This window comes from Streptomyces turgidiscabies Car8 (assembly GCF_000331005.1).
GTDB classification, from domain to species: domain Bacteria; phylum Actinomycetota; class Actinomycetes; order Streptomycetales; family Streptomycetaceae; genus Streptomyces; species Streptomyces turgidiscabies.
Genome location: NZ_AEJB01000380.1, coordinates 1 through 13,937, shown reverse-complemented (window position 1 = coordinate 13,937; position 13,937 = coordinate 1). Strand labels below are relative to the sequence as shown.

General features: G+C 70.4%; 10 protein-coding genes. 2 read left to right on the top strand and 8 right to left on the bottom strand.

What is annotated here, in order from left to right; translation table 11 throughout:
• Positions 1–78 precede the first annotated feature (78 nt).
• The gene (locus STRTUCAR8_RS28215) at positions 79–681 is read right to left on the bottom strand and encodes a hypothetical protein (protein WP_006379492.1); all 603 of its coding nucleotides are present in this window, start codon (positions 679–681) and stop codon (positions 79–81) included.
• Positions 682–932: 251 nt separating this feature from the next.
• Positions 933–2,348 carry a proline--tRNA ligase gene (gene proS, locus STRTUCAR8_RS28210; RefSeq protein ID WP_006379494.1) on the bottom strand — a complete coding sequence of 472 codons (1,416 nt, stop codon included), beginning with the start codon at positions 2,346–2,348 and terminating at the stop codon, positions 933–935.
• Between the two features lie 202 nt (positions 2,349–2,550).
• Here proS and STRTUCAR8_RS28205 point away from each other — a divergent pair, with 202 nt between their 5' ends.
• The gene (locus tag STRTUCAR8_RS28205; RefSeq protein ID WP_044473028.1) at positions 2,551–3,393 is read left to right on the top strand and encodes a class I SAM-dependent methyltransferase; all 843 of its coding nucleotides are present in this window, start codon (positions 2,551–2,553) and stop codon (positions 3,391–3,393) included.
• Between the two features lie 123 nt (positions 3,394–3,516).
• Here the strand turns inward: STRTUCAR8_RS28205 and ffh are convergent, their stop codons facing one another.
• From ffh to nsdA, 5 genes are all read right to left on the bottom strand, one after another.
• A complete protein-coding gene (gene ffh, locus STRTUCAR8_RS28200; RefSeq protein ID WP_006379489.1) occupies positions 3,517–5,076 on the bottom strand; it encodes a signal recognition particle protein in 1,560 nt (519 codons plus the stop codon).
• A 216-nt stretch (positions 5,077–5,292) separates the two neighbouring features.
• Positions 5,293–7,761 (bottom strand): [protein-PII] uridylyltransferase, encoded by a 2,469-nt coding sequence (locus STRTUCAR8_RS28195; RefSeq protein ID WP_006379491.1) that lies wholly within the window; start codon positions 7,759–7,761, stop codon positions 5,293–5,295.
• 28 nt (positions 7,762–7,789) lie between these two features.
• Positions 7,790–8,128, bottom strand: a complete 339-nt coding sequence (locus STRTUCAR8_RS28190) for a P-II family nitrogen regulator (protein WP_006379495.1) — start codon at positions 8,126–8,128, stop codon at positions 7,790–7,792.
• Positions 8,125–9,465 (bottom strand): ammonium transporter, encoded by a 1,341-nt coding sequence (locus tag STRTUCAR8_RS28185; protein WP_006379488.1) that lies wholly within the window; start codon positions 9,463–9,465, stop codon positions 8,125–8,127. The genes STRTUCAR8_RS28190 and STRTUCAR8_RS28185 overlap by 4 nt, the downstream gene beginning before the upstream one ends.
• Positions 9,466–9,848: 383 nt before the next feature.
• The gene (gene nsdA, locus STRTUCAR8_RS28180) at positions 9,849–11,333 is read right to left on the bottom strand and encodes a transcriptional repressor NsdA (RefSeq protein ID WP_006379490.1); all 1,485 of its coding nucleotides are present in this window, start codon (positions 11,331–11,333) and stop codon (positions 9,849–9,851) included.
• A 456-nt stretch (positions 11,334–11,789) separates the two neighbouring features.
• On the opposite strand from nsdA, the gene STRTUCAR8_RS28175 reads away from it, so the two are divergent.
• Positions 11,790–12,452: a bifunctional DNA primase/polymerase gene (locus tag STRTUCAR8_RS28175; protein WP_006379497.1), complete on the top strand. Its 663-nt coding sequence runs from the start codon at positions 11,790–11,792 to the stop codon at positions 12,450–12,452.
• 102 nt (positions 12,453–12,554) lie between these two features.
• On the opposite strand, the gene ftsY is transcribed toward STRTUCAR8_RS28175, so the two are convergent.
• A complete protein-coding gene (ftsY, locus tag STRTUCAR8_RS28170; protein ID WP_006379493.1) occupies positions 12,555–13,757 on the bottom strand; it encodes a signal recognition particle-docking protein FtsY in 1,203 nt (400 codons plus the stop codon).
• Between the last annotated feature and the right edge of the window lie 180 nt (positions 13,758–13,937).

The following is a 13,937-nucleotide window of genomic DNA, read 5'->3' as shown; positions in this document are numbered from 1 at the left end:
CACGCGGCCTGCGCACTCCCCACGTGTTCATCCGGCACCCACGAGATGCCGGGCTCGATCACGCGCCGGGGCGGAGCCTCAGGCGGCGCCCGCGCCCACGATCTCGGGGATGCGGAACGGCTTGCCGCAGCCGCCGCACACGATCGGAGCCTGTGCCAGCACCGACGGGACGACGCGCACGTTACGACCGCAGTCACAGACGGCCTTCACGCGCACCCCTCCCCCGGAGGAACCGTGCCGGGCGGCCGGACCCCGGAAGGTGCGGGTCGTGTCGGAGGTGGTGGCGACCATGTGCGCCTTCAGGGCGCGCTGCAGCCGCTCCATGGTGGGCCGGTAGCGACGCTTGGCCTCGGGGTTGAGCGTGACCAGCGAGAAACCGCTGCTGGGATGCGGTTCCTCCGGGTGGTCCAGGCCCAGCTCCTCGGCGATCGCGAGGAATCTGCGGTTGTGGTATCGGCCGGCCCGGGAGGTGTCGCGGACTCCGCGGGCGGCTGCGATGCCATGGACTGCCTCATGCAGCAGTCGCTCGAAGGAGAGCGCGTGTCCGCAGGCGGACGACGACTCTCCGATCAGGGACTCGGGCGCGGCAAGATCGGGCAGCTCGGGGTGGTACCGCTGAATGTCGGCCCACGCCTGCGCCAGCTCTGCGGCGAGAACAGGTGGTGTCTGTGTCGTGCTCACGTAATGACAACGAGCCTGAGTGCCGCTGTGTTCCGATTCCGGGCCATCCCAAATAATTTGCACGTACCCGTCAGTTGCCGCTGATGCGTCCTGACGAGGGCGGGTGCGCTGATCTGCGGATAAGCCTCACAGCTCATACCAAGCCGGTGCGTAGCCCCACGTACGACCCGGCGCGTAGACGTCGTCCGCACGCCGGTTCACCTGTGGTCGGCCGTTGCGCAAGGGGCGTTTCGGTCGCTCTCGCGCCGGCCTCAGTAGGCGCGGGCGACGATGGCGACGTTACCCGGTGCGTCGTCGGCGTCGGGAACCGACCCGTCCGCGGCGACCAGACACCGTACGGTCACCCCGTGCTCGCCGAGCCCGGCCTCGCCCTCTTCGCCGAGTACCGCCCAGGGGATGCGCGCCCAGCCGCCCGCGGTCGCCGCCTCGACGGCCTCCCCGATCGAGGACACGTCCGAGGTACGGGACTCCCGCCGCTCCCGCGACTGGGCCAGCAGCAGCGCCTGGTCCTCTTCGAGGACGGTGGGCAGCAGCCGTACGAGCGCGTCGAGGGCCACCGGCTCCTTGCCGCCCGGGATGCGGCGGACGAGCATCACCGTGCCGTTCTCCAGGTCACGGGGGCCGACCTCGACCCGTACGGGCACGCCCTTGAGCTCCCAGTCGACGGCGCGGCGGCCGAAGGGCACATCCGTACGGTCGTCCACGTGCACACGTACACCCGCCGCCTTCAACCGGTCGCCGATCTCACGGACCTTGGCCAGAACCGCTTCGTCGCCCTTGATCGCGAGCACGACGGCCTGGATCGCGGCGAGGCGCGGCGGGACCCGCAGGCCGTTGTCGTCGCCGTGTGCCATCACCAGGGCGCCGATCATGCGGGTCGTCGAGCCCCAGGACGTCTGCCAGACGAGTTCCTGCCTGCCTTCCTTCGACAGGTAGCTGGTGTTGAACGCCTTGGCGAAGTTCTGGCCCAGCTCGTGGCTGGTGGCCATCTGGATGGCCTTGCCGTCGCCCATCATGCCTTCGAGCGTGAGGGTGTTGATGGCACCCGCGAAGCGCTCCTTGACCGTCTTGCGGCCGGGAACGGTGTCCATCGCCAGGACGTTCACCATGAAGTCCTCGTAGACGTCGCGGTGGATGTGCGCGGCGAAGTCACGGGCGTCGTCGTGGGTGGCGTGCGCGGTGTGGCCCTCCTGCCACAGGAACTCCGTCGTCCGGAGGAAGATCCGGGGGCGCATCTCCCAACGCACCACGTTCGCCCACTGGTTGATCAACAGGGGCAGATCACGGTAGCTCTGCACCCACTTCGAGAAGTAGTCGTTGATGATCATCTCGGAGGTGGGACGGACCACCGCGGGCTCTTCGAGCTCCTTGCCGCCGCCGTGCGTGACCACGGCCAGCTCCGGCGCGAAGCCCTCGACGTGCTCGGCCTCCCTGGCGAAGTACGACTGCGGGATCAGCAGGGGGAAGTAGGCGTTCTGCGCGCCCGTCTCCTTGATCCGTGCGTCCATCTCGGCCTGCATCCGCTCCCACAGCCCGTACCCGTACGGTCGGATGACCATGGTGCCCCGCACCGGACCGTTGTCGGCCAACTCGGCCTTGCCGACCAGATCCTGGTACCAGCGAGGGAAGTCAATTGCCTGCGGCGTGAGTACGGGTGCCTTTGCCATGGCGCGATGCTACGGGCCCACGTTGCCGGCATGTGAATTCTTTTCGTGAGCACAGCGTGCACACAACCTCGGCCCGACAACCCCTGGACGGCGGGTCGAGGGCGGAGTTACCTGGCATACGGGGGAAGTGTGCGACAGCGCACTGCACGGGGGCCACCACATCGGAAACAGCGGCAACTCTCGTTGGATTGGGGCGCTTTCGATGACACCTACGCTCGTGCGGCAGCACCTGCCTCACGCGGGTCCGGCGACCCGCGTGGACCTGTGCACACGCGCGCGTGACTGGTCGGAGATCCAGGAGCGCATGTTCGTACCGCTCTACGAGGCCGTCTACGAGCGGCTGGAAGTGGGCAGCGGCACCCGGATGCTCGGCCTCGGCTGCGGCTCGGGCCTGGCCCTGTTGATGGCGACGTCGAGAGGCGCCGCCGTCACCGGTGTCGAGACAACGTCACCGCAGCGGCTGAGCCTCGCGCGGGAACGCTTACTGCCCGAACCGGCGCCCACGCGCGCGCGTGGCGACAACCGGCTCGTGACGAGCCTCCCTGAGGAGACGGACTCGCCTCCCTACACCCTGGTGACCGCGTTCGAGCCGATCGGCTGTCTGGCGGGCGACTCCGAGGGACTCGGCGAGACGCTCGCGTCGGCCGTACCGTCGGTCGGGCGAGGGGCGCCGGTCGTACTGGTGGGCTGGGGCCCACCGGAGCGCTGCGCCACGTCGGCCGTACTGCGGGTCGCGGCCCGGCTCGCCGATCGCGTCGCGGGCAGTTGGCGCCCCGCGCTCCGCGACGACCTGGAGGAGGTCGCCCAGCGGGCGGGCCTGCGGCCGGACGGCTCGGGGCGGGTGGCGTGCCCGTTCGGGTACGCGAACCTGGGCAGCGCGGTACGGGGGCTGCTGTCGACGGGGCTGTTCGACGCGGCGATCACGGCGACCGGCCAGGAGCAGGTGGACAAGGAGCTGGCGGAGGCACTGCATCCGCACCAGCGGCGGGACGGGACGATTTGGATGCCGAACGTCTTCCGGTACCTCATCGCGCTCACGGCCTGAGATCCGACTGAGAACCTGCACCGGGAACGCGCGAGGGCGCCCCTGCGGCGAGGGGCGCCCTGAACGACGTAGACGTGACAGACGTATCGGGTCAGCCGGTCAACGGCTCGGCCGATCGCCTTCTCAGCCCATGAACTTCTTGAACTCGTCCGGCAGTTCGAAGTCCTGGGGGGCCTGCTGGCCCGGCAGGCCGAAGGCGCCGCCCGGGGCTCCCTGAGCACCGGCGGCCTTGCGCGCGGCCTCCTCCTGCTCCTGCTGCTTGCGCTTCATCGGGTTGCCGGAACGCTGCTTGCCCTTGGCCTGCTTGGGCTGCTTCTTCGACCGGCCGGGGCCGCCACCCATGCCCGGCATCCCGGGCATCCCCGGCATGCCGCCGCCCTGGGCCATGCGGGACATCATCTTGCGGGCCTCGAAGAACCGCTCGACCAGGCCCTTGACCGCGCTGACCTCGACACCGGAGCCCTTGGCGATACGGGCGCGGCGCGAGCCGTTGATGATCGTCGCGTCCTGGCGCTCGGCCGGGGTCATCGACTTGATGATGGCCGCCGTACGGTCCACATCGCGCTCGTCGAGGTTGTTGATCTGGTCCTTGATCTGACCCATGCCGGGCAGCATCCCGAGCAGCTTGCTGATGCTGCCCATCTTCCTGACCTGCTCCATCTGGGCCAGGAAGTCGTCCAGGGTGAAGTCCTGGCCCTTCTTGGACGCCAGCTTGGAGGCCATGGCCTCGGCTTCTTCCTGGCTGAACGTCTTCTCCGCCTGCTCGATCAGGGTGAGCAGGTCACCCATGTCGAGGATGCGGGAGGCCATCCGGTCAGGGTGGAACGCGTCGAAGTCGTCGAGCTTCTCGCCGTTCGACGCGAACATGATCGGCTTGCCGGTCACCGAGGCGATGGAGAGCGCGGCACCACCACGGGCGTCACCGTCGAGCTTCGACAGGACGACACCGTCGAAGCCGACGCCGTCCCGGAAGGCCTCGGCCGTGTTGACGGCGTCCTGGCCGATCATCGCGTCGACGACGAAGAGGATCTCGTCGGGCGAGACCGCGTCCCGGATGTCCGCGGCCTGCCGCATCAGCTCGGCGTCGATACCGAGGCGGCCGGCGGTGTCCACGATCACGATGTCGTGGACCTTGGTCTTCGCGAACTCCATGGAGTCCTTGGCGACCTTGACCGGGTCCCCGACCCCGTTGCCCGGCTCGGGCGCGTAGACCGCGACCCCGGCGCGCTCGGCGACGACGCTGAGCTGGTTCACGGCGTTGGGGCGCTGGAGGTCGGCGGCGACGAGGAGGGGCGAGTGCCCCTGGTCCTTGAGCCACTTGCCCAGCTTGCCCGCGAGGGTGGTCTTACCGGCACCCTGGAGACCGGCCAGCATGATGACGGTCGGGGGCTGCTTGGCGAAGCGGAGGCGGCGGGTCTCGCCGCCGAGGATCGTGACGAGTTCCTCGTTCACGATCTTCAGGACCTGCTGGGCGGGGTTCAGTGCCTTGGAGACGTCGGACCCGAGGGCGCGCTCCTTGACGTTCTTGATGAACGTCCGCACGACCGGCAGGGCCACGTCGGCTTCGAGGAGCGCGATACGGATCTCGCGGGCCGTGGCGTCGATATCAGCCTCGCTGAGCCGACCCTTCCCGCGGAGAGATTTGAAAGTCGCGCTGAGGCGGTCAGAGAGGGTATCGAACACGGTGGCGTCGGTCCTCGGAGTCAGGGGACAAGGTGGGCTGCACCTAGGGTATCCGGCCCCGCAAACAAATCGTCCCCGCCAGCTGATTCAGCGGGCGGGGACGGAATCCCCACGAGGGCGGGGAGCATGCTTCGCACAGCCGTCCCTTACCGCGAAGGTTCGGAACATCCCCGCGTGGGCGGGAACGCTGGGCTCAACGAGAGAGGCTGGCCGCAGTCACCCGCGCAGCATCTCCTCCAGCTTTCGGGCCACCGTGGACGCCTCGCCCGCCGGCAGGGGCACGCCCTTGGCGTTGGTCACGTAGAACGCGTCCACGGCGTTCGAACCCAGCGTGCTGACATGCATGCTCCGGACCCGCACCGCCGCGTCCTCCAGGGCCCGTCCGATGCGGTGCAGCAGCCCCGGGGCGTCCTGCGCGCGCACCTCGATCACCGTGGCCAGCCGGGACGCGGCCGGATGGACGGTCACCCGGGCCGCCGGCGCCACCACGCCCCGGCGGCGCGGGTACGCCGCGTCGCGCTCGGCCAGGCGGCCGGTGATGTCCAGGGAGCCGTCCAGGGCCCGTACGAGGTCGGCGCGCAGGCGGGCCGCCTGGGGCAGGGAGCCGTACTCGGCGGCCACGCGCCAGTCCAGGAGCAGGACCGCGCCCTCGACGCCGTCGGGGAGGTCCAGTGCGCGCAGTTCCGCCGTGCGCACGGTCAGCCGGTGCATGGCGAGGACACCGGCCACGGCGGGCAGGACGCCCGGCTGGTCCGGTACGGCGATCAGGAGTTCGACGCCGAGGGGTTCGGGTTCGCCCGCGGATGAGGCCGAGGACTCCTCGGTGGGCGCGTCCGCCGGAGGTTCCGTCTGGGCGCGCAGCGACAGCACCGGGCCGCCCGTGCGGAACGCCTCTATGGCGAGCCGTTCCTGCTCGGCGGTGGGCGCGGCGGCCTCGGGCTCCTCGGGGGCGTCCCCGGCGAGCACGGCCGCGACCCGTTTCACCAGGTCGGCGACGAGTGAGCCGCGCCAGGACGACCATGCGGCCGGGCCCGTCGCCAGCGCGTCGGACTCGGTGAGGGCGTGGAGCAGTTCCAGGGTGCTCTGGGTGCCGACGGCCTCGGCGACCGAGCGGACGGTGGCCGGGTCCTCCAGGTCACGCCGGGTGGCGGTGTCGACGAGCAGCAGATGGTGACGTACGAGAGTCGCGAGAACCGCCACGTCCGCGCGGTCGAAGCCGATGCGGGCCGCCACGTCCTTGGCGATGATCTCGCCCGCCACGGAGTGGTCGCCCGGCCAGCCCTTGCCGATGTCGTGGAGCAGCGCGGAGACGAGGAGAAGGTCGGGGCGGCTGACGCGGCGGGTGAACTCGGAGGCCCGGACGGCCGTTTCGATCAGGTGGCGGTCGACCGTCCAGATGTGGACGGCGTTGCGCTGCGGGCGGCAGCGGACCCGCTCCCAGTCGGGGAGGAAGTGGGTGATCAGGCCTTCGGCCTCCAGCGCCTCCCAGACCTCGATGGTCGGGCGGCCGGAGCCCAGCAGCGTCACCAGTTGCTCGCGCGCCTCGGCCGGCCACGGGGTCGGCAGCGGCCGTGCCACAGCCGCCATGCGGCGGACCGCGTGCAGGGACATCGGAAGGCCGGCCTGTGCGGCTGCCGCGGCGGCGCGCAGCGGGAGTACGGGGTCGCGGTCGGGGCGTGCGGCGCGGGCGAGGACCACCTCGCCGTCCTGCTCCACGACGCCCTCCGCCAGGGGGGAACGTTCCGCCACCGGCTTGCCGCCGCCCAGCATGGCGCGCAGGCGCGGACGGACGGCGCGCGATCGCAGGACGCGCCCCACCTCGCGCCAGGTGACGTCACTCGCGTAGGAGACGACGCGTGCCGCCTCGTACACCTGGCGCAGGAGGGTGTCGGCGTCGAGGAGTCCGAGTTCGGCGGCGACCTGGTCCTGTTCCTGGAGGGCGAGGCGGTCGGTGGCGCGGCCTGTCGCCAGGTGGAGGGCGTCTCGGACGTCCAGCAGGCGGCGGCGCGCGTCGGCGAGGCCCTCGCGGGGTGCGTCGGCCAGCCAGGAGGCCGCGACGGCGCGCAGGGCGGTGGCGTCGCGCAGGCCGCCGCGGGCCTCCTTGAGGTCGGGTTCGAGGAGGTACTGCAGCTCGCCCTGGCGTTCGGCCCGTTCGGCGCAGAGTTCCTGGAGTTCGGGGAGGCGCTTGGGAGCCTGGTTGCGCCAGTCGGCGAGGACGGCGGTACGCAGGCCGGCGGTGAGGCCGAGGTCGCCTGCGAGGTGGCGGGCGTCCAGCAGGCCCAGCTGCACCTTGAGGTCCTCGCTCGACACCTTGCGGGCCTCGGACGGGGTCCGGACGGAGTGGTCCAGGGCGAGGCCCAGGTCCCAGACGGGGTACCAGAGGCGGTCCGCGAGGGCCGCGGCCCCGGCGGAGTCGCTGCCGTCGTGGAGGAGAAGCAGGTCGAGGTCGCTGCGTGGGGAGAGTTCACCTCTGCCGTAGCCGCCGACGGCGACCAGGGAGACGCCGCGCAGTTCCTCGGAGCCGGCCGTGAAGAGGCCGCTCAGCCATTCGTCCGTCAGTTCGGCCAGGGCCGCACGGCGCGGCGGCCCGGGCCGCGCCTCCTCGGTGAGGAGGCGCAGCCGGGCCGCCGCATAGCCGCTGGGTCCCGAGTCCTCTGCATCCTTACGCACGTCCGTACTCGTCACCCAGCGACTCCTGTTCGTCTTTGCTGCCTCAGAGCGCGTCCGGGCCGCGCTCGCCGGTCCGGACCCTGACGGCCGTCTCGACCGGCAGGGACCAGACCTTGCCGTCACCGATCTTGCCGGTCCGGGCCGCCTTGACGATGACGTCGATCAGACCCTCGGCGTCGTCGTCCTCGGCGAGGACCTCGATACGGATCTTGGGAACCAGGTCGACCGTGTACTCGGCGCCTCGGTAGACCTCGGTGTGCCCCCGCTGACGACCGTAGCCGCTCGCTTCGGTGACCGTCAGGCCGTGAACCCCGAAGGCCTGGAGGGCCTCCTTGATCTCGTCCAGCCGGTGGGGCTTCACAACGGCGGTGATGAGCTTCATGCGTCCACCTTCTTGCTCTCGCCACCGACGGCCGCCGTGACGGACGTACGGGCCGCGCCGCCGCCGGCGCCGCTGAAGTCGTATGCGGTCTCTGCGTGCTCGGCCTGGTCGATGCCGGCGATCTCGTCGTCCTCGGGGACGCGCATACCGATCGTCTTGTCGAGGAGGAAGGCGAGGACCGCGGAGACGACCAGGGAGTAGGCGAGGACGGCGAAGACGCCGGCGCACTGCTTCCAGAACTGGTCGAGGCCGCCGCCGTAGAAGAGGCCCTCGACCTCCGACTGGCCCTTGCCGCTGGCGAAGAAGCCGATCAGCAGGGAGCCGACGACACCGCCGACCATGTGGACACCGACGACGTCGAGCGAGTCGTCGTAACCGAACTTGTACTTGAGGCCGACAGCCATGGCGCACAGCACACCGGCGATGGCGCCGACGGCGATCGCGCCGATCGGGGAGACGGCACCGCCCGAGGGGGTGATGGCGACCAGACCCGCGACCGCGCCGGAGGCGGCGCCCAGCGTGGTGAACGCGCCGTGGCGGATCTTCTCGTAGATGAGCCAGGCGAGCATGGCGGCGGCGGTGGCGACCTGCGTGTTGACGAACATCAGCGTGCCGACGCCGTCGTCGTTGCCCAGCCACGAGCCGGCGTTGAAGCCGAACCAGCCGAACCACAGGAGGCCGGAGCCCAGCATGACCAGCGGGAGGCTGTGCGGGCGCATCGGGTCCTTCTTGAAGCCGACGCGCTTGCCGATGACCAGGATCACGCCGAGCGCCGCGGCACCCGCGTTGATGTGGACCGCCGTACCACCGGCGAAGTCGATGACGCCGAGCTCGAAGGCCCAGCCACCCGCGCCCCATACCCAGTGGGCGACGGGGAAGTACACGACGGTGGCCCACAGGGCGACGAACAGCGCCCAGGCCGAGAACTTCACGCGGTCCGCGAGGGCACCGCTGATCAGGGCGGGCGTGATGATGGCGAACATCATCTGGAAGACCATGAAGGTCAGGATCGGGATGTTGTAGCCGTCCCACAGATCCGTCGTGCCGATGTCACTGAGACCGGCCCAGCCCGAGGTCCAGCCGATGAGGCTGCCCTTGTCGGTGCCGAACGCGAGGGAGAAGCCGTACAGCACCCACAGAAGGGTGACGATGCCGATGCTGATAAAGCTCATCATCAACATGTTCAGGGTGCTCTTGACGCGGACCATGCCTCCGTAGAAGAAGGCGAGACCGGGGGTCATGAGCAACACCAGGGCCGAACAGATCAGCATGAACCCGGTGTTCGCGGCAGACAGCTTGGGAGCGTCTGCGGCTAGCGTGATGGCGGCTGATGCCATCGGCGTCTCCTCGTCATTGGTACGGCCCCGTGCGGGCGAAGCCTGAGCGGATTGCGGGGTGGGCCGGTTATGCGCCAGACATTGACGCAGCGCCGTTTCGGTCGACGCCCCTCGATGTTTCGGCGACGTGACGAAGGCGCCGCGCGTGTTACGCCTGAATGAACTGCCGGATTTCGGTCACCGTGATCGTTATCGTGACGCAATCTTCGGCAAAGGCGACCGCAACCGCCAATTGAGCGACCCGCGCTACGACCAGCCGTTTCCGTGGGAGCGGCGCCGATCCGGGCGCGGAAACAGGCCGACCGCGGCCGGCCTTCCGATGACCTGGCGGGGGAGCCGAGTCGGGCTGTCGGGAGGGCCTGCCGCGGCCGGGGTTCTGGGTGTCAGACCGCTTCCGCGGTCTCGGGCAGTTCGACCGCGAGCAGGTCGGTCAGGTCGACGACCTCGGTGAGGTCCCCGAAATCGCGTACGGCCGTGTCGACGGTCTTTCGGATACGAGTGCTGACGCGTTCGGAGCGGACCTTCTTGGCGATGACCATGGCCTCGGCGGCCATTACGGTCGCCCGCTCGGGCTCCCGCTGGAGCAGGTGGACGGTGGCCATGCCGATCAGGTTCAGTGCGTACGACCGCTGGTGATCGGTGTCCTTCGCGAACAGGTCGACGGCGTTGCGCATCATGGGCTCGGCCAGGGACGCGTAGGTGGGGCTGCGGCCGGCGACATAGGCCAGGTCACGGAACGAGTGGGAGTTCTCGCCGTACAGCTCGGCCTGGGAGAAGAAGCGGATCCAGTCGGGATCGGGCTCGTCCCAATCGTGTACGTCCGCGAACGTGTCCTCGGCCATCCGCACGGCCCGCTTGCACTTTCCGGGTTGCCCCATATTGGCGTATGCGCGCGCCTCCATCGCATACAGCATGGCCTGGGTGCGGGGGCTGGCGCAGTCGCGGCTGCCGTACTGCGCGAGATGGATCAGTTCGAGGGCGTCGTCGGGCCGGCCGAGGTGGATCATCTGGCGGCTCATGGACGACAGGACGTAGGAGCCAAGCGGCTTGTCGCCGGCCTCCTTGGCGGCGTGCAGGGCCAGGACGAAGTACTTCTGCGCGGTCGGCTGGAGCCCCACGTCGTACGACATCCAGCCGGCGAGTTCGGCCAGCTCGGCGGCGACCTTGAACAGCTTGCGGGTGGTGGCCTCGGGCTGGGGCTCCTGGAGGAGGTCCGTCACCTCGTGCAGCTGTCCGACCACCGCCTTGCGGCGCAGGCCGCCGCCGCACTGCGCGTCCCACTGGCGGAACATCGCGGTGGTGGACTCCAGCAGCTCCAGTTCGGGCTTGGAGAGGCGGCCGGCCCGGCGCGCGGCCGAGGGGTGCTCGGGCTCCTCGGGCGGAGCGGGGGGCACCGGGACGAGCCAGCGCTGCATAGGCTCGATGAGGGTGGGGCCGGCGGCGAGGGACAGCGCGGTGCCCAGGAAGCCACGTCGCGCCAGCATCAGGTCGCTGCGCGAGAACTCGCTGAGCAGGGCCACGGTCTGGGGGGCCGTCCAGGGCAGGTCGACGCCGGAGGCGGACGGCGACTGGCGGGCGGCGCGCAGCCCCAGGTCCTCGATGGAGACGACACAGCCGAAGCGCTCGGAGAACAGCTCGGACAGGATGCGCGGGATCGGCTCGCGCGGGTTCTCCCCGTCGAGCCAGCGCCGGACCCGCGAGGTGTCCGTCGAGATGTGGTTGGCACCCAACTGGCGAGCCCGGCGGTTCACCTGGCGCGCCAGCTCGCCCTTCGACCAGCCGCTGCGCACGAACCACGAGCCGAGCAGCTCGTTCGGGCGCTTGTCGGTGCTAGCCGCGGTCGTCGCGCTTCCGCCGTTGCCGCCCACTGGAACGCCCCCATCCCTGAGACCACTTGTCGCCGAGTGCGCCAAGCCCTATCAGAATGCCGGTAAATAGGCTCCGCGTCCGGCAGTTCTCACCCTTCGAACGGGAAGCCGACTTGCCTCCGGCATACCCACAAGCGCATGTGCCCCCAGGCCTCGTGCACTCAAAGTAATCCTACGATCACGCCTCCGGCCATGGCGATCCAGGAAACGCCACCATTCGCCACCCCTTCGAATGAACTCACGGGCGCCTACACAGGATTGACTTGACAGTGGACGGTCGGGAGTGGGCGGAGCGAAGCGCGCGAGGGCGTGCGGCGCCGAGCACACCACCCGAAGCGCTTCTGGGCGCCGACTGGAACGGGTGATGGCGGGCAGGGGTGCGGACAGGCGGAAACACAGGGTCACGTTCTGCTCGCAGTTCGTAACCACCGGTGCGTCGGACCCGTTGGAGGGGGCATGGGCTTCACGATCGGCAGCAGCCGGGGTATCCGCGAGATCCGGCCGGGCACGCGCCGCCGCGGCCGGTCGACGGAGTGCACCGCCGTGGCCGAGTACACCGGCCTCTGGGGCTGGGACGTGGTCGCCGGTGCCCGCGCGGCGGGCGGCGCCTGTTCCTGCGGCCTGACCGACTGCCCCACGCCCGGCGCCCACCCCCTGAGCTTCGCGCCCCGGGTCGAGGCCGGCGCCACGCTCGGGGAAGTCACGGACACCTGGGGCCAGTTCCCCGGCGCCTCGGTCATGCTCCCCGTGGGCCGCGCCTTCGACGTGATCGAGGTCGCCGAACCGGCCGGCCGGCACGCCCTGGTCCGGCTGGAACGCATGGGCCTGCCCCTCGGCCCGGTCACCGCCACCCCCGAGGGCCGCGCCCAGTTCTTCGTCGCCCCCGGCGCCGCCACCGAACTCCCCGCGCTCCTCTACCGCATGGGCTGGGACGACGCCACCCTCGACCTGCACGGCCTGGGCGCCGGTACGTATCTCACGGCGCCCCCGTCCGACCGTGGCGGCCTCGGCCCGGTCACCTGGCTGCGCCCACCCGCCCTGGACACGGCGACGAAGCCCCCGGCGGCCAGGCTGCTGCTGGGAACGCTGGCCTACGTGGCGCACCGGTCGCGGGCGTAGCCTCGCGGGTCACCGCGCAGGGCCATACGCCGAAGCGTCCGTCCCCAACTGCACCGTGGAGACGGACGCCTCAGACCACTTCCGAAATTTCGGAGGTGACGATCACTCCCCGATAAGTGCGTCAACGAACGCCTCCGGCTCGAACGGAGCCAGATCGTCGGCCCCCTCACCGAGCCCGATCAGCTTCACCGGCACGCCCAGTTCGCGCTGTACGGCGATGACGATGCCACCCTTGGCGGTGCCGTCGAGCTTGGTGAGCACGATGCCGGTGATGTCGACGACCTCGGCGAAGACCCGGGCCTGGACCAGCCCGTTCTGCCCGGTCGTGGCGTCCAGCACGAGCAGCACCTCGTCGAGCGGGGCGTGCTTCTCGACGACGCGCTTCACCTTGCCGAGCTCGTCCATGAGCCCGGTCTTGGTGTGCAGCCGTCCGGCGGTGTCGATCAGTACGACGTCGGCGCCGGCCGCGATCCCCTCCTTGACGGCGTCGAAGGCGATCGACGCGGGGTCGCCGCCCTCGGGGCCGCGCACGGTACGGGCCCCGACACGGTCGCCCCAGGTCTGGAGCTGGTCGGCGGCGGCGGCCCGGAAGGTGTCGGCGGCGCCGAGAACGACGTTCTTCCCGTCGGCGACGAGGACGCGCGCGAGCTTGCCGGTGGTGGTGGTCTTGCCGGTGCCGTTGACGCCGACGACCATCACGATGCCCGGGGTGTCGAGGTTCGAGTCGGTCTTCACGGTCCGGTCGAACTCGGGTACGAGGATCTGGAGCAGCTCCTCGCGCAGCAGCCCGCGCAGCTCGGCGGGCGTGCGGGTGCCGAGCACCTTCACCCGCGCACGCAGCCTTTCGACCAGGTCCTGGGTGGGCTGGACGCCGACGTCGGCGGTGAGGAGGGTGTCCTCGACCTCCTCCCAGGTGTCGTCGTCGAGGTGCTCGCGCGCGAGGAGCGTGAGCAGCCCCTTGCCGAGCGCGTTCTGCGACCGGGAGAGCCGGGTGCGCAGCCGGACCAGCCGGCCGGCGGTGGGCTCCGGCACCTCGATGACGGGAGCGGAGGGCGGTTCCTCGACGGCGACGGACGTGCCGTCCGCGGCCCCCGGTAGATCGACCTCCTCTATCGTGCGGCGCGGTTCGTCGCGCGGCGTCTCGGCCTCGTCGCCGACATGCGGCTCGGCCGGAGGGGCGGTGAGGTCGGGTGTCGTGGGGGGTGCCGGGGGCAGCGGCTTCTTCCTGCGGCTGCCGACGACGAGCCCACCGAGCACACCGAGCACGACCACGGCGATGACTACAGCAAGGATGACGGTTTCCATAACCTCCCCAGTATGGGGTGTGACCTCGCGCCCGGCCGATCGTTGTCCGCGTAGGGCTGTATGCCCTAAGGGCCGGGCTGGCCCGCCGTCCGACCTCAAGTCGGCCGGGAAGCCCCCAGGGGCGGAGTCACAACGGGACCAGTACGCGAAATCCCGTCGGGTATGCGGAACAGCGTCCCC

Coding starts and splice junctions, on each gene's coding strand:
- proS (WP_006379494.1), bottom strand. CDS start 2,348: ATGGCAAAGGCACCCGTACTCACGCCGCAGGCAATTGACTTCCCTCGC.
- STRTUCAR8_RS28185 (WP_006379488.1), bottom strand. CDS start 9,465: ATGGCATCAGCCGCCATCACGCTAGCCGCAGACGCTCCCAAGCTGTCT.
- ftsY (WP_006379493.1), bottom strand. CDS start 13,757: ATGGAAACCGTCATCCTTGCTGTAGTCATCGCCGTGGTCGTGCTCGGT.
- STRTUCAR8_RS28175 (WP_006379497.1), top strand. CDS start 11,790: ATGGGCTTCACGATCGGCAGCAGCCGGGGTATCCGCGAGATCCGGCCG.
- STRTUCAR8_RS28190 (WP_006379495.1), bottom strand. CDS start 8,128: ATGAAGCTCATCACCGCCGTTGTGAAGCCCCACCGGCTGGACGAGATC.
- STRTUCAR8_RS28205 (WP_044473028.1), top strand. CDS start 2,551: ATGACACCTACGCTCGTGCGGCAGCACCTGCCTCACGCGGGTCCGGCG.